Below are 17,120 nucleotides of genomic sequence, written 5' to 3' on the forward strand. Positions count from 1 at the left end.
ACCGACCTCAGAGCGTAACGAACTCGGCGCTGCAAAAGCCCAGTGCACAACTCGGCCCTTCGATGGCCAAATCGAAAAGCGCTCGGTAGATCGGGCTGGCATGGCCGCAAACAAGGTAACGGCGGTACGCTTGGGGCTGGGGAGGCAATCGACGGTCCGGGACTATCAAGCCGTCCGGCTTCGCTGGCGGCTTTTTCTTTGACTAGGAGGCGTTCGCCCTGGCTCCCTCACGGGCCTCGCGGCGGCGTTCTCGGCGCTCTCGCCGCCGCTTCGCACGGTCCGCGGGCTGCCGCAGCGGAGGAACCGGAACTTGCTCGACAACCGGTGGGGTAATCTCGTTGACCGCAGCCGCCTCAATTGGCTCGGGCGATGGCCGGACTTCCATGAACTCGAGCACCTCCCGTCCCTTGGAAGTCAGCCTCCACCCGCCGCTGATGCGTTCGACCAACCCTTGTGACCAGATGTCGAGATCCGGGACCCGCGCCGCAAGGCGCCTGGTCCGATCGGCCCAATCACGCCCGCTCGTCGCCAGGATGGCCATATCCCTCTTGAGGTCTTCCATCACAGCGAATCCGTCCGGATATGCAACCAGGATTTTCAGGACTGTCACGTGGAAGTTCACGCCCCACCCTCTGGATCAGCGCCACATCGTGGGCGCGTGCGAGAGGGCATCGCGACCGACCTGCTTGAGAGCCTCCCGAGAAACCTCGCCCCTGGTCGCGGCTTCCAAGATTTTCGAGGCGACGTGGGTACGCGCTCCGATTTCGCGCTGCGAGATGCTTTCACAAACTTCGTCGAGGACCGCGCGCAATAGCGCGGTGGTCGCAGTATCCAACATGAGATGCCCCCATACGGGAAAACTCCATCGTAACCCGATTTGGCCGGTTTTGGGATTCAGGCAAGTTAAGGTTCCCGGAAATGTCGTGTTGGGACGCCCCGACGCTTTCGCGTCAAGTGCGTACTTTGTTTGAGCCACTTGCACCCTTTGAGCCATTCCTGAAGAGTTCCGGAGAGACGGCGAAAGATACTCCTTGCTCGGCGGCTGCGGACAGGCGCACGCTGTGGCCGTCACAGCCCGGACCTTGGCTGCTATCTGTGATGAGAACGCCGGTAGCGCTCCCGCCCTCGAACAAGGAAGCAGCGCCATGACGAAGCGGCGTCGTTTCAAACAGACTAAATCTCTCGAAGAGCGCCTTGCCGAAGAGGCTCAGCGCTTGCGCGAAGAAGCGAAACTGCTTCCGCATGGGACCCTACGGGAGCAGATCATTCGGAAGGCCCGGCAATGTGAGACCGGATCGCACATGAGCGACTGGCTGCGCTCGCCGGGATTGAAGCCGCCCGAGTGAGCCGCTCCAGTTGAACCTGCTGCATCGGGGCTGGTTGACCCTCCATGGCAGAGTCATTCGGCCAAGAGTTCACCATCGTCGAGGCGACCTCGGACTCGGGATCAACGACTGAAATATGGCTCGCTCTCGCTAAGCCGAACCAGGCTGTAACCCTAGTCCTTGCGGCCCTGCCGGAAGGCTGGACAGCACGCGTTTTGCCGAGCGTCCTGTCTGATAAGCAGCAAAAAATGTTCGAGGAAGTACACCTTCAACCCGGCGGGGTATACAGGCTTTCGACTGAGTAAGGCGGGTCGATTGGCTCGACCTGGGTCTCACCCAAAGGCCGCGCCGCATAATCGATCACGCGAAGACGCTGGCCGCCTTTGTCCGCTTTTCGGCCGTAGCACACGGAAAGCCTGCTCGCGTCATTCCGGCGGCGTCGCGCGCTTCTTCAGGAACTGGTCCACAGCCTCGGCACGCGCGTTCGCCGTCAAACCCCGCGCGCCCAAGGCGCGCCCTAGCCATCGGCGAAGCTGGGGGCTTACCGTTTCGTCTCGGATCCACAGGTGACGCTCAAGTGGAATACGGGCGTCAATAATCTGATGGTGTACGGCGCCGGCGACATTCCGGTCGGCGACTACGATCCGGTCCGCTTGGCCAATCTGGGCATCGGCCACGGTGCCATCGACTTCGGCGGCGGCTACACCTACTTCGACCCGAAGTCCGGCAACGAGTTCTCCGCCGTCGCTGGACTGACCTACAATTTCAAGAACACCGACACGCAGTATCAGAACGGCATGGACTTCCATATCGACTGGGGGGCGTCGCACTTCTTTGACAACAAGCTGCAGCTCGGCGTGGTTGGCTACTATCTACAACAGGTGATGGACGATTTCGGCGCACCGCCCGCCCTGGGCGGCTTCCGGTCTCGCATCGCCGGCGTGGGCCCGCAGGTTGGTTTCCTGTTTCCCATCGGCGACATGCAGGGCTACGTGAACGTAAAGGCCTACAAGGAGTTCGCGGCCCAGAATAGGCCGGAAGGGTGGAACGCCTGGCTGACGTTCGCGATATCGCCGACGGCGCCCGAGGCTACGGCCGCGAAGCCGCTTTCGCGTAAATTCTGATCCTTGGATATCCCCGAGCCGCCTCGAAATCGGGCGAGATTGACGGTCCGAATCGCCGAAGCGGTGGTACACAGTGGTGGTCACAGAATCCGGCCGGGCTTTCCGGGAATCCTTGTTTTTCGGCGTTTTTCGCGCGTGCGGCGCTTGGAGGAAGAGAGTCCCACTTTCTCCGCCACTTAGATTACCTCAGGAGACCCCTGACGCCGTCAATCAACCTGAAGCGCGCCCCGATTTTTCAAAAACAGCTGATGATGCTCCGGTCCTTGCTAGTGAAGAAAGAACAATTCGCGAGAATTGTCGGCCGTTAGGACTTGCGCTTATTCACTACACTCGGCTGCAGAAGGCGCGGGACCGTGACTCCGAATGCTTGGGCCAGGCGTTCGAGAGTAAGAATTGTTGGGTTTGACCGTCGGTTCTCGATTTTGCTGATTTCATTCTGCTGGACGTCGACCATGGTGGCCAGGGCCTCCTGAGACAGCCCATTCTCTTGGCGTAGCTCACGCACATTGCTCGCCAAGTGCTCAAGTATTGCAGACTCCCGCGTTGGAAAACGGTCCGCGAACGGCTTTTGATCCGGCTCTTTCTTTCTTGCCATCGGAAGGTGCCTGATCCCAAGGCAGCATGGCTTCGATCTTGCGGCTGCCGTCCCGCTCCACCAGGAGACATTGATTGCCCGCGTCGGAGATCTCAACTGGTTGAACGCCATAAGACCAGGGCATCCACCGCTTACTTCGTGGCGGCGTTGGGACCGGCTCGTCCTCCCGGCAGACGCGGTCACTCACGATTGCACCACCAAAGGCGTCGGGCCTGCCAGTGAGATTTAGCGCCACAAGGGGTCGGCCGCCAGCACTCTCGGCCTGCCCTGCCCGACGTGAAATCAGGAGATCCACCCTTTCTCGGCGGTCAACGGTCAACGGGTGGTCCCCGTTGACCGTTCTGCCTCGGACTAATCGACTGGCGGCAGCTCGTCGGCGGCTGCCAAGGTCCTTGCCCCCGTGATCTACAGGCTCGCACCGGAACCTGTTAGGCGACCCTGACGAAAGGTGCCCCGCTCCGCTTCAAGTCCTTGTTTTTGCTCGCCAGCAATGGCGCTTGTGCCCATGCTTTCCCAACCTCCGTAGAACTGCTGCGCAACAACAAGCGGGCTTAGTCGCCGCTCTGACAGCGTGCGCAGTTTTGACCGGCAGTGTCAGTGATGGGTCGATTTGACCGAAAAAACGTGGGCGAATCCTCGCATTGCGCGCGTAAACTCTTGGCAATTGAACCCGAGCCCTCTTTGGTCGCTTCACGCTCGATCTGAGGAAGCACGCGGTCAGCGATCGCTTGGCACGGGCAAACTAAAATGGAAAGTTGCCCCGACCCCGTCGTTTAGTGTGGCCCACAGCTTCCCACCATGATCGTCGATGATAGAACGACTAATGGAAAGCCCCATTCCTAGGCCGCCCCGCTTGCTCGTGTGAAAAGCTGTAAAGAGCTGCTCCGCTTTGTCGGCGTCGAATCCGACGCCGGTATCGCGCACGCTTGCCAAGACGTTTCCACGATCAAGCTGCGTTCCGATTACGAGTTCACGAGCCGCACCATCAACAGCGGTCATCGCCTCAATACCGTTCAAGATCAAATTGATCATCACTTGTTGCAATTGGACGCGGTCACCGAGAACGGGCGGCAGATCAACGGCCAGATCGAGTCTCAGGAGAACTTGTCTTTGCTCCATCTCGTTTTTCGAAAGTGCGATGACCTCATGAAAGATTGAGTTGATGTCCAACGGCTCCCTGACTGACTCCGCTTTCTCGACGAGAGCTCTAATTCGGGTTATGATCTTACCGGTACGAATGCCGTCCTGAACGATACGCTGTAGGGCTTTTCGAGCCTCCTGAAGTTCGGGAGACTCGTCCTTCAACTGTGACAGCCAACGGACGCATGAATTGGCATTGAGTGTCATGGCGCCGACTGGCTGATTGACTTCATGCGCGATGGACGCCACCAGCTCGCCCATCGTCGTTGTGCGAGTAACATGGGCCAACTCAGCCTGTGCCTTGCGAAGATCTGCCTCGCGCCGGCGCAATTCGCTCTCGGCCTGCTTAAGATCTTCAATATCTGTATTTGTTCCATACCACACGACGTCCTTCCCCTCGGGATTCCTGAGAGGAGCCGCTTGAAATAAAAACCAACGATAAGCTCCGTCATAACGGCGAAGGCGAGCTTCCAAGCTTCCTTCGCGCCCTGACGCCCTTATTCTAGTCCAGCTCGCAGCGAGGCCTTCCAAATCGTCCGGATGGATCGCGCTCACCCAACCCGTCCCACTCGCTTGCTCATGCGAAAGACCGGTGTAGCTCAGCCATCGCTTGCTGAAAAAGTCACCAATGCCATCTTCTGGAGACGACCAAGCCAAAGCCGGAATCGTGTCGATGATCGTCCTCAATTCCTCTTCAGATTTTTTGATTCTGTCGAACGCCTGGGACAACCTTTCTTCGGCCTCCTTCCGGTCCTCGATATCCGTGTTTGTTCCACACCAGCTAACAAGCCGCCCGCTTTCGTCGAATTGGGGAACGGAGCGCATCAGATGCCAGCGGTACTGGCCGTCATGCCGTCTGAAGCGCGCTTCCACTTCACTGGCCTTTCGAGAAGCAACGATCTCGGTCCATTTTTTGCTTAACGATTCCAAATCATCGGGATGGAATGCCGCCATCCAACCACTGCCATACGCGACGTCCGGCGCAAGCCCAGTATACTCAAACCAGCGCTCATTGAAGAACTCTGCTGAGCCATCTGCTGTAGTACGCCATACCAGCGTGGGTATGTCGTCCAGCATTGTACGAAATTGTTCTTCAGACTTGCGCACCGCCTCCAGTGCATTTCGCAACTCGGCAATCTCACGCGGGGGATCGAGGGGAGAGTTCATAGCATTTCGCTCAGCGCATATCATGCATGTTACGGACTATATACGTTCGAGCAAAGGGGCGATTGCTTGTGCTTTCCAGGGGCGCGAGCATCAATAACAGCACAACCGAGGCCCAAAGTTTGCGGCTCGACTAGCGTGTGGCGGTCAAGACGGCAAATGGGTCAAAAAGAATTTTTGCGCGAAAGGGGGGATCCCGCAAGCGTAATTCCTATCGAGCTAGTAAACCGAATCGCAGAAGCCGCGATCAGCGTCGGCCGACTCGAGGCGCTTCCGAACACTCGCGCATCCTCGAGGCGCGAGGTTTCTTCACGAAAAAGCGCAGGGTCCGTGACAGCACCTCATCGCGAGGCGCGACGACCATCGGGATCTCGCGCCGCATAGATGTCGCGGCGCAAACTCTTCAACGCGGGAGCGCGTCTGCACATTGCGGAGTAACGGCGTTTTCTAGCGCGGCGCGTTCAGGCGAGGTGGATCATGTTCACCCATCGTGCGGCGGACCCAGCCGGTTCCACTGTTGGCTCGACTTGCAGGAGAGGCAGGCGCCTATGTCATCGGAACAGGCGCGCAGAAAGCGGTCGACTTCCGCAACGCAAGTGAATTCGTCGACCTCTGCCAACTCGCCGTTACGACGACCTGGTCATTCTTGTCGATTGTCAGTGTTGAAAAGCTGTCGCAGAAAGAAGGCCCTCGACAGAAAGCGCAGCTATGGCCGGCTGCCCCGCTCATTTTTACTCCAAAAACCTCTAATATGCGTGTGGTTGAGGCTCGTCGCATCCTGTTTGGCGCTCTGTGTCAATTCGGCCTTGCCAAATGAAGCGGCTGCGACAGCCATGCTCCGGTGCTTCTTCTCTTGACGTACCGTTCCCTTCTTGATCCTCGCATCATAGTTAGCGATAAATGCGAGTTTGTTGACCATGATCTTCGTCTACCGAACGAAGCCTTTTCCGCTATAAATTCTCCCCTGTAGAGCTCACTCTGGCAATGCTGTGGAGCGCGATAGATGGATGCCCGCGTCTCGCTTGCGTTCGATAGCGGTCCCCAACTCCTGTGGGAAGACGGCGAGCATGCGCTCCATCGAGGACAATTAACCTACGAAAAGGGGCGCACACGTAGCGTCCTGGTACTGCGTTTGACCGCCGCGCGGCCCCGGCCGGCCAGCTTCGACCGGCTCACCCATGAGTACGGATTGAAGGATCATTTGGACGGCGCTTGGGCCGCGAGCCCGTTGGAATTATTTCGCGATCACGATCGAGCTGTGCTCGTCCTTGACGATCCGGGGGGCAAAATACTCGACCGGCAAATTGGCGAGCCTATGGAAGTCCTCCAATTCCTTCGCGTCGCCTTAGACATCACCACGGCTTTGGGCCAAGTGCACTTGCGAAGTCTCGTTCATAAGGACTTGAAGCCGGCTCATATTCTCGTGGACAACGCGGACGGACGGGTGCGCCTGACAGGCTTTGGCCTTGCCTCCCGCCTTCCCCGAGAACGTCAACCTCTTGCTCCGCCTGAGATCATTGCAGGGACGCTCGCTTACATGGCGCCGGAGCAGACTGGACGGATGAACCGATCGGTTGACTCGCGGAGCGATCTCTATGCGCTCGGCGTGATCTTCTACCAAATGCTGACGGGCAGTCTGCCGTTCACGACACCGGACCCGATGGAGTTGATTCATTGCCACATTGCTCGGACCCCAGTGCCGCCGCATGAGCTGGTACCGACCATTCCGACTCCCGTTTCGCACATCGTCATGAAGCTGCTCGCCAAGACAGCCGACGAGCGTTACCAGACCGCTACTGGAATTGAGCACGATCTGAGACGTTGCCTCTCGCAATGGCAATCCAAGGAGCGGATCGACGCGTTCTCAACGGGTGACCGCGACACACCAGATCGCCTATTGATCCCTGAGAGATTATACGGACGAGAATCCGAGATCACGTCCCTGTTGAACGCGTACCACCGTGTCGCTACGACGGGCACGCCCGAGTTGATGGTGATCGGCGGATACTCTGGTATTGGAAAATCCGCAGTTGTAAGCGAGATGCACAAGGCGCTCGTGCCGTCCCGCGGTCTATTCGCTTCGGGCAAGTTCGACCAACAGAAGCGGGATGCTCCATACGCGACACTCGCTCAGGCCTTCCAAGGACTGATACGCGGCTTCTTGAGCAAGAGCGATGCCGAGCTGGCGGGCTGGCGCAGAGCTTTAAGCGAGGCGCTGGGCGCGCAGGGACAGCTTGTCATTGGGCTCGTGCCCGAACTCAAGCTGATCATCGGCGAGCAACCGCCCACTCCTGATCTCCCGCCCCAGCAAGCCCGCCAGGCATTTCAGATTGCCCTTCGGCGTTTCGTCGGCGTATTCGCCGCGCCGGACCATCCCCTGGTACTTTTCCTCGACGACATGCAGTGGGCCGACGCCGAGACGCTCGATTTTCTCGAAGATCTGATGACGACGTCAGACCTGCACCATCTTTTACTGATCGGCGCCTATCGAGACAATGAAGTCGACCCAACCCATCCCCTCGTGTCCAAGCTGCAAATTATCCGAAGCGCGGGCGCACGGATGAGCGAGATCGCGCTGTCACCCCTTGGCCGACACCATATTGAAGAGTTCATCATGGAGGCGTTGCGCTGTACGCGGATGCGCGCCATCCCGCTCTCGCAAATTCTCCATGAGAAGACTGGCGGAAATCCGTTCTTCGTCATCCAATTCCTGATTGCGCTCGTCAACGAAGGCGTCGTCGCGTTTGATCCGGTCGTTGGCGGTTGGTCTTGGGATTCCGATCGCATTCGCAGCAAGGGATACACAGACAACGTCGCCGAGCTAATGGTTGCCAGGCTCGGACAGTTACCAGCTGAAACGCAAACCGCGCTGCAGCAACTTGCCTGCCTCGGAAGTACTGCCACCATCGCGATGCTATCGACCGTGCTCGAAACATCTGAGGATCGCGTCCACGCAGCCTTCTGGGAGGCCGCACGTTACGACCTGATCGAGTGGGACCATGGCTCATACAGGTTCATCCATGACAGAGTGCAAGAGGCCGCCTATTCGTTGATTCCGCAGGACCAACGCGCGAAGTTCCACCTACGGATCGGTCGGCTGCTGGCCTCGCACATGTCGTCGGTGGAACGAGAGGAGAGCGTCTTCGACGTCATCAATCAGCTCAATCGCGGCGCAGCCTTGATCATCTCGGAACGAGAGCTCGAGCAAGTGGCGAATCTGAACCTCATCGCAGGCAAACGAGCCAGAGCATCGACGGCCTATTTTCCAGCACTCAAGTATTTCATAGCTGGCGCATCGCTATTGCCGGCGGACTCCTGGGATCGCCGTCATGAACTCGCCTTTGCCCTTGAGTTCTACCGTGCTGAATGCGAATTTCTTGTGGGCGAGATGGCAGCTGCCGAAGAGCGTTTGATTATGCTCTCGTCCCGCGCCGCAAATAGTGTCGAGCAGGCAACTGTCGCGTCGCTCCGCGTCGATTTGTATACCACTCTCGACCGGAGCGATGACGCCGTTGGCGTCTGTATAGGTTATCTTCGTCACTTGGGAGTTGACTGGTCGCCACACCCGACCCAAGTCGAAGTTGTCCGTGAATATGAGCAGGTCTGGAACCAACTTGGTGATCGCGCGATTGAGGAGCTTATCGATCTGCCGTTGATGAGCGATCCGGAGTCTCTCGCGACTCTGGATGTTCTCACGAGAGTCTTTCCCTCCGCGCTCTTCACTGATGAACATTTTCTTTCGCTGGCCATCTGCCACGCGGTCAATCTAAGTCTGGAACGAGGTCACGGCGACGGCTCATGCGTGGCGTATGTGTTCTTCAGCAAAATAGCGGGGCCACTGTTCAGCGATTACAACGCTGGATTTCGATTTGGTCAGCTCGGCTATGATCTGGTCGAAAAACGCGGCCTGAAGCGATTTCAGGCTCGGACCTATCTCTGGTTTGCACAGTTTTCGTCGACCTGGACGAGGCATGTCCGCGCGAGTCGGGCGCTTATTCTGCAAGCATCCGAAGCGGCGACAAAAGCCGGCGATCTGACCCTTGCGCTGTATAGCTGCGACAACCTGAATACGAACTTCTTGGCGGCGGGCGATCCGCTTGCAGAGACCCAGCGGCAAGCCGAGTATGGCATCCGTCTCGCTGAGAGCGCGAAGTTCAGCCACGTAATCGATATCATGAGAACGCAGCTCGGGCTTATGCGGAGTTTGCGGGGTCTAACTCATAGGTTCGGCTGTTTCGACGACGGACAGATGAGTGAGATTGAGCACGAGCAGCGCTTCTCGCCCAATCCGGCAACAAAACAGCGCCAATGTTGGTACTGGATCCGAAAGCTTCAAGCCCGTTTTTTTGCCGGAGACTACTTGTCTGCATTAGAGGCGGAAGAAAAAGCGAGTAGCTTGCTTTGGACCTCGGCCGCCCAGTTTGAGGTGGCAGAATATCATTACTATGCAGCGCTTTCTCGTGCAGCGTGCTGCAATCCCGCGCTTTCGAGGCCTGACGGTTTTTCGCCCGTCTCCTCCGACCTTTCGGCCGAAACCTTAGCTGTAGGTGCTCCAGCGAAGGATAGTTTGAACGCGTTGATGACCCATCACAGGCAGCTCGAAGTCTGGGCGGAAAGCTGCCCCGAGAATTTCGAGAACCGGGCGGCCCTTGTCGGTGCCGAGATTGCACGAATCGAAGGCCGAGAGCTCGACGCTCAGCGTCTTTATGAGCGTGCTATCCGCTCGGCGAAGGCGAACGGCTTCGTACACAACGAGGCCGTCGCCTACGAGCTGGCCGCGCGCTTCTATCGCGCCCGAGGCTTCGATGAAATTGCCCGTCTCTACCTGCGGAATGCTCGCTACGGCTACTTGAAGTGGGGGGCCGATGGAAAGGTGCGGCAGCTGGACGAAATGTTCCCGCAGCTTGGCAAAGAAGGGCCAGCGCTCGTTCCGACAAGCACAATGTGGGCTTCCCTTGAGCATCTCGATCTGGCGACCATCGTCAAACTGTCGCAGGCCCTGTCAGGCGAGATCGTCCCGGACAAGCTGATGGACACGCTGATGCGGATGGCGGTCGAGCATGCGGGGGCACAGCGAGGCATATTGATCCTCTCGCGAGGTAGTGCGCTGCAGATAGTTGCGGAAGCCACAACCCGCGGCGACGCCCTCGTCGTGCGACGGGAGGATCAGGCGGTGGTCGGGAGCGTGCTGCCAGAGTCGGTCGTATATTACGTCGCGCACACGCGGGAGAGCGTGATTCTCGACGACGCCTCTGCGCAGAATCCGTTTTCTGCCGATCCATTCGTCGGTCAGCATCGCACCCGCTCGATCCTCTGTTTGCCGCTGATCAAACAGGCCATGCTGGTCGGCGTCCTTTACCTCGAAAACAATCTTGCACCCCACGTCTTTACCCCGGCGCGGGTCGCACTCCTCGAATTACTCGCGTCGCAGGCCGCGATTTCCTTGGAGAATACACGACTATACGCCGAACTTGAGGAGCGCGAGGCCAAGATCCGAAGACTGGTAGACGCCAATATCGTAGGTATCTTCATATGGAATTCCGAGGGTGAGATCGTCGAAGCCAATGACGCCTTTCTTCAGATGGTTGGGTATCGCCGCGAGGACATTGGCGCCGGCCTGCGCCGGACGGACCTCACACCCCCGGAATGGCGCGACCATGACGAGCGATCCAACTTGGCGCTGCAGGCTTCAGGGACCGTTCAGCCCTTCGAAAAGGAGTATTTCCGTCGAGACGGTAGCCGGACCCCAGTGCTCGTGGGCGCCGCAGCTTTCGGCGCAGAACGGGATGGAGGGGTCGCCTTCGTCATCGATCTAACCGACCGTAAACAAGCGGAGGCGCAAGCACGCGAAAACGAGCGGCGACATCGCGAATTGCAGATGGAGTTGGAGCACGCCAACCGTGTCGTGACTTTGGGCTACCTGTCAGGATCGATCGCACACGAAGTTAACCAACCGATCGCGGCTGCGCTCACCAATACGGAAACGGCGCTGCGTTGGCTTAGCACGGACCCGCCAAACCTCGATAAGATGCGAGCGGCACTGCGCCGCCTGGTCGACAATATCCATCGCGCCCGCGATGTCATCGGCGGTGTTCGCGCGCTCATCAAGAAGGCGCCTGCGCGAACTGATCGAATCGATATGAATGATGCCATCCGAGAGGTCATAACTTTGACCCACGGCGAAGCGATTAAGAATGGAGTGCTGGTGCGTACACGGCTCGCAGAGGCCTTGCCGGACGTTGAGGGGGATAGGGTCCAGTTGCAGCAAGTTGTCCTGAACTTGATCATCAATGCCATTGAGGCCATGACGGACGTTGATGAAAACAAGCGAGAATTGCTGATCACCACCACCGCGGCTGATTCACAGGGGCTCCTGGTGACCGTGACCGACTCGGGTCCAGGGTTGAGCCCAGCCAAGCTCGAACGCTTGTTCGAAGCCTTTTACACAACCAAGGCCAGCGGCTTGGGGATGGGCCTGCCGATTTGTCGCTCGATCATCGAGGCACATGGGGGACGCCTGTGGGCAACGACGAATATAACTCGAGGCGCTACTTTTCAGTTCACGTTGCCGGCTCGCATGGTGGTGAGTGCGATAAGCGGCTAACTCTCTTCCGCGTATTTGTTCCATTGGCTTGTGGCTGACGCCGCAAAGGAAGGGTGGACAGTTGTGTTTGATGACGCATCTTGTCGACATCGATCGGGTCGATGGCGAAAGAGCCAAACAGCTTCGTGACCAAAACTTCGAAATAGGTCCTTGGCGAAGCCCGGCAGCAATTATGATCCGCGTACATACCAAACGTGATTGATCGTGAGGCAATTGCGGCACTACCCATAAACGCCACTCTAGATCAACTGCGCAGATCGCCGGGCGCTCTCATCATTCCTGGAGTCGGTTCGCGACGGCCCGCTCTATGCATTCCGTCAGGTCATCGATTTCAAATGGCTTTCTGAGGAGGCACGCCGCGCCTGCGGCCGTGGCCTTGGCCTGCAGGTTCGGGTCTGATCGCGCCGTGATCAGTACGACAGGCACCGTGCTCTTACTGGCAGACAGACGTTTCATCAGCTCGAGGCCGCTCATGCCGGGCATATGAATGTCGGTTACAATGCAATCGAACGGCTTGTTCAGTGCTCCACCGAGGTAGTCCTCGCCAGACGCGTATCCGTCGGATCGATAGCCGAGGGAAGATAGCGCTTCTACTAGCGCCGTTCGGAACGACTCGTCATCGTCGACGACCGCGATTTCGAGATTTGTGGGCACTCGGCATCCTTACTCCGTCATTGACTGACGTAACCTTTGCACGCGCCCCGGTGCCCAGGAATTATACGAGGGTGTTATATTCAACCTCCAGGTGGGGTCTGGCTTAGATGTTGGCAATCGTCTTAAAACAAACTTTAGCACATTCCTGCTCCCGCCAGGATCGATTGCGCATTTATAGGACGTACCTCCGATTTATTGCACGGTTGGCAGGTGTTGTCCGCCGAGGACATATTCGGCGCTCTTGATCGGCGAAGGACTTAGTAATTTCAGAGCGTTTTCGGCCACGCCGCGTATGTTCATGCGTGCCGTCCAATAGCGGGCCGGGTTTTGCCGCTCGGACGGGACCGGAACGGGCCTGAAAGCAAGGAACGACCGCCACCTGAGCGACGACTCTGGATGCGGTGCGGTGATCGGCGAGCGTGGCATCGAAAAGGCCGCCGGACGTAGATTGCCTACCTTGTGCGTGGCCTGCTTGAGGAAATGGCATGCGGCAGATTTCCTATTGCATAAGGACATCCGCGAATTTGTGATTGTGGCAGAAACTATCGGTCCGGCCATACGTCTTCACCTCACGGACTCACTCCAACGTTATCCTGTCAGACAGCTCACACTGCTTGGAATATCTGATCGAATGAATCAGACACCGGCGTAGGGCTAGTCATACGGAAGGGTCATTGGCGGTCGGCTCTGCCCTGCCTGTGCCTTGATAGGTTCAGCTCAATCCTCCTATCGCGGCCGACGCCATGATCATACGATCGGCTGATCAAGATATCGGAACGTACGATGGCGAATTCTGGAAGGCGGGCTTTTGATGATGACGCGGAATATATGGCGAACAGGGGACTCACATGAAGACCGTTGAAGGCTTTGTCACTACGCCCGCCGGACAGGGGCACGAGCCGAAATTCCTTGCTGCGCAGGAGTTTCAAACGACGCTGGTGGGAATGATGGGCCATGACCTTCGACAATCCTTACACGTTATTCAAGGAACCCATGCGCTACTTCGCTCACGCACGAAGGACTCGCCACAGCAGGAATGGCTCGACCGCGGGGATCGGGCAGTCGCGAAGCTCGCGGAGAAACTTAATTGTCTTGTGGATGCCTTCTACCTGGCCGAACGCACAAATGCGCTGGAGACATCCTCGGTCGGGCTAGGACCGCTGTTCTGGCGGCTGCGACACGAATGTGAAGATGCAGCTCTGCAAAGGGGCATCGACCTTCGGGCGGCCGACACCTGCGCCAGTGTGGCGAGCAACCCGGTGCTGCTCGACAGCATCCTGCGCAATCTCCTAACCAATGCCATCAAGTATACCGAGCCGGGAGGACGCATCCTGCTTGGCTGCCGCCGCAAAGGCGCCGAAATCAGGATTGACGTCTATGATACGGGGATCGGCATTCCGGAGAGCCAATTGCCTCGAATCTTCGATTCCTTCACGCGCCTCGCGCCCGGACGCGGCGACGGCCTGGGCATTGGACTGTCTATTGTTCGTCGTGCGCTCGAGGTGCTCGGACACCGGATCGAAGTCCGATCGGTTGTTGGGGAAGGATCACGATTCTCGATCTACGCGCCCACTTCCATCTAAAATGCCGCCTAAACCACCGTCCCGTTTGGATTTTTTGGGAAGCAACCGGCACGCGCGGCGTCACCTATACACAGGTGTGATCCCCACCCCAGCACCGCTCATGTTAGACATATCCGCGAAAATACGGTGTGTGATTAATCGCATGCGGCCCGCCAACAACGAAAAACCCCTCATACACGTCGTGGACGACGACGCGTCCATGCGCAGTGCATTAGAAGGCCTCTTCGATTCGGTCGGACTTCAGACCGAGACCTACGCCACAGCCGAGGATTTCCTTTCAGCGAACCTCTCGGACAGACCTGGCTGCATCGTCCTTGATGTCCGACTGCCGGGTGTGAACGGTCTCGAGTTTCAAGGTCGCCTGACCCAGATTGGCCTCGGAATCCCGGTGGTGATGATGACGGGATTCGGGGACATTCCGATGTCAGTTCACGCCATGAAGCACGGCGCTGTAGATTTCCTACCCAAGCCCTTTCGCGATCAGGACATGCTCGATGCCGTCATGTCTGCCATCGAGCGAGACCGCCAAAGACGTCTTATCGAAAGCGATATTTCCCATTTGAGAGAACGGTTCGAAACACTGTCTCCGCGCGAGCAGGAAGTGATGTTGCACGTCACAGCCGGGAAAATGAATAAGCAAGTCGCCGGCGATCTCGGAATTAGTGAGATCACAGTCAAGATTCATAGGGGCGCGGCCATGCACAAGATGGGCGCGCGCACCTATGCCGAGCTGGTTCGGATGGCCGACGTCCTCAAGCCAAATCGCCGGAAGCTGGGTCGATAACCGTGCATCAGTCCACCCCTTCGACGATACGAACATCCCGTTCGCAGGCGCTACCGAGTGCCTTGAGAGCCTCTTGATAGGCGGCACTGTCGTGGGCGGCTATCGCCTGCTCGATGCTATCGAACTCCGTCACGGTAGTTCGCAGAGCAATCCCTTGCTCATAGGCCTTGATGGCATCACCACGCGCAATAAAGCGCCCGCCGTGAGCGAGGATGGCTGGCCCCGCCAGCTTTCCATAAGCGGCCAGCGCAGCCGGATCGGAAATTGAGCGATAAAAGGTGATCCAATATCCGTTTGCCATTTCAGCCCTCCCGTTGCCTTTGACGAACTGACGGTGTGGACGTCATGCTCAATACACCCGCTCCTTAGGGGGGATGGTGGCGACGTCGTTTGAAAGTGGCTGCAGATGCACCGGCCGGTAGTCGAGCCGAACACGGCGGCCATCGTCGAGCCACGAGAGCGTGTGCCTGAGCCAATTTTCATCATCCCGTTTTGGAAAATCCTCGCGCGCATGGGCGCCGCGGCTTTCGGTGCGGCCGATCGCTGAGCGCACGCTGACATTGGCCTGCGCCAGCATGTTGTCGAGCTCGAGCGCCTCGGTGAGATCAGTGTTGAACATCATCGAACGGTCGGCAACCGCGAGGTCGTCGCGCATCATGGCAAGCACCTCATCAAGTTTCGCTACGCCTTCGTCTAGCAGCGATCCGGTCCGAAACACTGCACAATGCTTCTGCATGGTTCGTTGCATCGCAAGACGTATGTCGCCGGCGCTGGTCTGGCCCTTTGACCAGCGAATGCGATCCAGCCGCGCGATCGCCCTGTCGCTCGCGGCCTGTGGTACGGGCGGATGCCCTTCGTCCGGGCACAGCATCTCGGTTGCGCGGAGCGCCGCCGCGCGCCCGAACACGACGATGTCGAGCAGCGAGTTGGAGCCAAGCCGGTTGGCGCCATGTACGGACACGCAGGCGGCCTCGCCGATCGCCATCAGACCAGGCACCACTGTTTCGGCATTGCCTCTGTGCTTGGTCCTGACCTCGCCATGCAGATTGGTCGGCACCCCGCCCATGTTGTAGTGGACCGTTGGGAGCACCGGGATCGGCTGGCGCGTGACATCGACACCGGCAAAGACACGCGCGGTTTCGCTGATGCCGGGCAGGCGCTCATGCAAGATATTGGCTCCGAGATGTTCCAGATGCAGCTCGATGTAGTCCTTGCGAGGGCCGCAGCCGCGTCCCTCGTTTATCTCGATCGTCATGGCGCGGCAGACCACGTCGCGACCTGCCAGATCTTTCGCGCTTGGCGCATAACGCTCCATAAAGCGCTCACCTTCCGAATTGGTGAAGTAGCCGCCCTCGCCGCGCGCGCCTTCGGTGACCAGGCATCCCGAACCATAGATGCCACTCGGATGAAATTGCGTAAATTCCATGTCCTGCAGCGGCAGCCCGGCGCGCAGCACCATGGCATTGCCGTCGCCCGTGCAGGTATGCGCGGCAGTGCAGGAGAAATAGACGCGGCCGTAGCCCCCGGTCGCCAAGACCGTGCGATGAGCGCGAAAGCGATGGAGTGTCCCGCCTTCCAAATTCCAGGCGATCAGCCCGCGGCAGACGCCGTCGTCGTCGATCAGGAGATCGAGCGCGAAATACTCAACATAGAACTTGGTATTGTGCTTCAGGCACTGCTGATACAGCGTGTGCAGAATCGCGTGGCCGGTGCGGTCGGCCGCCGCGCAGGTACGCTGGGCCATCTGCTTGCCATAACCAATCGTCTGGCCGCCAAATGGCCGCTGATAGATCTTTCCCGTCTCGGTGCGAGAGAACGGTACACCGAAGTGCTCCAGCTCCAGCACGGCGGGCACTGCCTCCCGGCACATGTATTCGATCGCATCCTGATCCCCGAGCCAATCAGAGCCTTTGACGGTGTCGTACATGTGGAAGCGCCAGTCGTCGCCGTCCCCCATGTTGCCCAGCGAGGCTGCCATTCCGCCCTGCGCGGCGACGGTATGGCTGCGCGTCGGAAACACCTTGGTGACGCAGGCAGTACTCAATCCCGATGCTGCCATGCCTAACGCTGCACGCAATCCGGCACCGCCTGCGCCGACGATGACGACATCGTAGCTATGATCAATGATTTCATACGCTTCGGTCATG

General features: G+C 58.5%; 12 protein-coding genes and 1 pseudogene. 6 read left to right on the plus strand and 7 right to left on the minus strand.

Annotated elements, in window-relative coordinates; all coding sequences use genetic code 11:
- Nucleotides 1-202: 202 nt before the first annotated feature.
- Together QY049_RS28690 and QY049_RS28695 are read right to left on the minus strand one after the other, a co-directional pair.
- Nucleotides 203-622, minus strand: a complete 420-nt coding sequence (locus QY049_RS28690; RefSeq protein WP_301270304.1) for a hypothetical protein — start codon at nucleotides 620-622, stop codon at nucleotides 203-205.
- A 15-nt stretch (nucleotides 623-637) separates the two neighbouring features.
- On the minus strand, nucleotides 638-838 hold the full coding sequence (locus QY049_RS28695) for a hypothetical protein (protein ID WP_301270305.1): 201 nt from the start codon (nucleotides 836-838) through the stop codon (nucleotides 638-640).
- Nucleotides 839-1,145: 307 nt separating this feature from the next.
- On the opposite strand from QY049_RS28695, the gene QY049_RS28700 reads away from it, so the two are divergent.
- Nucleotides 1,146-1,346 carry a hypothetical protein gene (locus QY049_RS28700; protein WP_301270306.1) on the plus strand — a complete coding sequence of 67 codons (201 nt, stop codon included), beginning with the start codon at nucleotides 1,146-1,148 and terminating at the stop codon, nucleotides 1,344-1,346.
- Nucleotides 1,347-1,885: 539 nt separating this feature from the next.
- Nucleotides 1,886-2,449 (plus strand): annotated as a pseudogene (locus QY049_RS28705) (transporter); the annotation flags it as partial.
- A gap of 304 nt (nucleotides 2,450-2,753) precedes the next feature.
- On the opposite strand, the gene QY049_RS28710 reads toward QY049_RS28705, so the two are convergent.
- Together QY049_RS28710 and QY049_RS28715 are read right to left on the minus strand one after the other, a co-directional pair.
- Nucleotides 2,754-3,044, minus strand: a complete 291-nt coding sequence (locus QY049_RS28710) for a helix-turn-helix transcriptional regulator (RefSeq protein WP_301270307.1) — start codon at nucleotides 3,042-3,044, stop codon at nucleotides 2,754-2,756.
- Between the two features lie 717 nt (nucleotides 3,045-3,761).
- On the minus strand, nucleotides 3,762-5,351 hold the full coding sequence (locus QY049_RS28715) for a PAS domain-containing sensor histidine kinase (protein WP_301270308.1): 1,590 nt from the start codon (nucleotides 5,349-5,351) through the stop codon (nucleotides 3,762-3,764).
- 514 nt (nucleotides 5,352-5,865) lie between these two features.
- Between QY049_RS28715 and QY049_RS28720 the strand changes: the two genes are divergently transcribed.
- Nucleotides 5,866-6,165 (plus strand): hypothetical protein, encoded by a 300-nt coding sequence (locus QY049_RS28720; RefSeq protein ID WP_301270309.1) that lies wholly within the window; start codon nucleotides 5,866-5,868, stop codon nucleotides 6,163-6,165.
- Between the two features lie 186 nt (nucleotides 6,166-6,351).
- Complete coding sequence (locus QY049_RS28725; protein ID WP_301270310.1) at nucleotides 6,352-11,952, plus strand: AAA family ATPase; 5,601 nt, start codon at nucleotides 6,352-6,354, stop codon at nucleotides 11,950-11,952.
- A gap of 273 nt (nucleotides 11,953-12,225) precedes the next feature.
- Here the strand turns inward: QY049_RS28725 and QY049_RS28730 are convergent, their stop codons facing one another.
- Nucleotides 12,226-12,606 carry a response regulator transcription factor gene (locus QY049_RS28730; protein WP_301270311.1) on the minus strand — a complete coding sequence of 127 codons (381 nt, stop codon included), beginning with the start codon at nucleotides 12,604-12,606 and terminating at the stop codon, nucleotides 12,226-12,228.
- Nucleotides 12,607-13,454: 848 nt separating this feature from the next.
- Between QY049_RS28730 and QY049_RS28735 the strand changes: the two genes are divergently transcribed.
- Both QY049_RS28735 and QY049_RS28740 read left to right on the plus strand, forming a co-directional pair.
- Nucleotides 13,455-14,189 (plus strand): HAMP domain-containing sensor histidine kinase, encoded by a 735-nt coding sequence (locus QY049_RS28735; RefSeq protein WP_301270312.1) that lies wholly within the window; start codon nucleotides 13,455-13,457, stop codon nucleotides 14,187-14,189.
- Nucleotides 14,190-14,331: 142 nt separating this feature from the next.
- Complete coding sequence (locus tag QY049_RS28740) at nucleotides 14,332-14,973, plus strand: response regulator transcription factor (protein ID WP_301270313.1); 642 nt, start codon at nucleotides 14,332-14,334, stop codon at nucleotides 14,971-14,973.
- A 7-nt stretch (nucleotides 14,974-14,980) separates the two neighbouring features.
- Here the strand turns inward: QY049_RS28740 and QY049_RS28745 are convergent, their stop codons facing one another.
- Both QY049_RS28745 and sdhA read right to left on the minus strand, forming a co-directional pair.
- Nucleotides 14,981-15,274, minus strand: coding sequence for a DUF1330 domain-containing protein (locus tag QY049_RS28745; protein WP_301270314.1), 294 nt, complete (start codon nucleotides 15,272-15,274; stop codon nucleotides 14,981-14,983).
- Between the two features lie 48 nt (nucleotides 15,275-15,322).
- Nucleotides 15,323-17,119, minus strand: a complete 1,797-nt coding sequence (gene sdhA, locus QY049_RS28750; RefSeq protein ID WP_301270315.1) for a succinate dehydrogenase flavoprotein subunit — start codon at nucleotides 17,117-17,119, stop codon at nucleotides 15,323-15,325.
- Nucleotide 17,120: the final 1 nt, after the last annotated feature.

It is taken from the genome of Bradyrhizobium sp. WYCCWR 13022, from assembly GCF_030435535.1.
Lineage (GTDB): Bacteria > Pseudomonadota > Alphaproteobacteria > Rhizobiales > Xanthobacteraceae > Bradyrhizobium.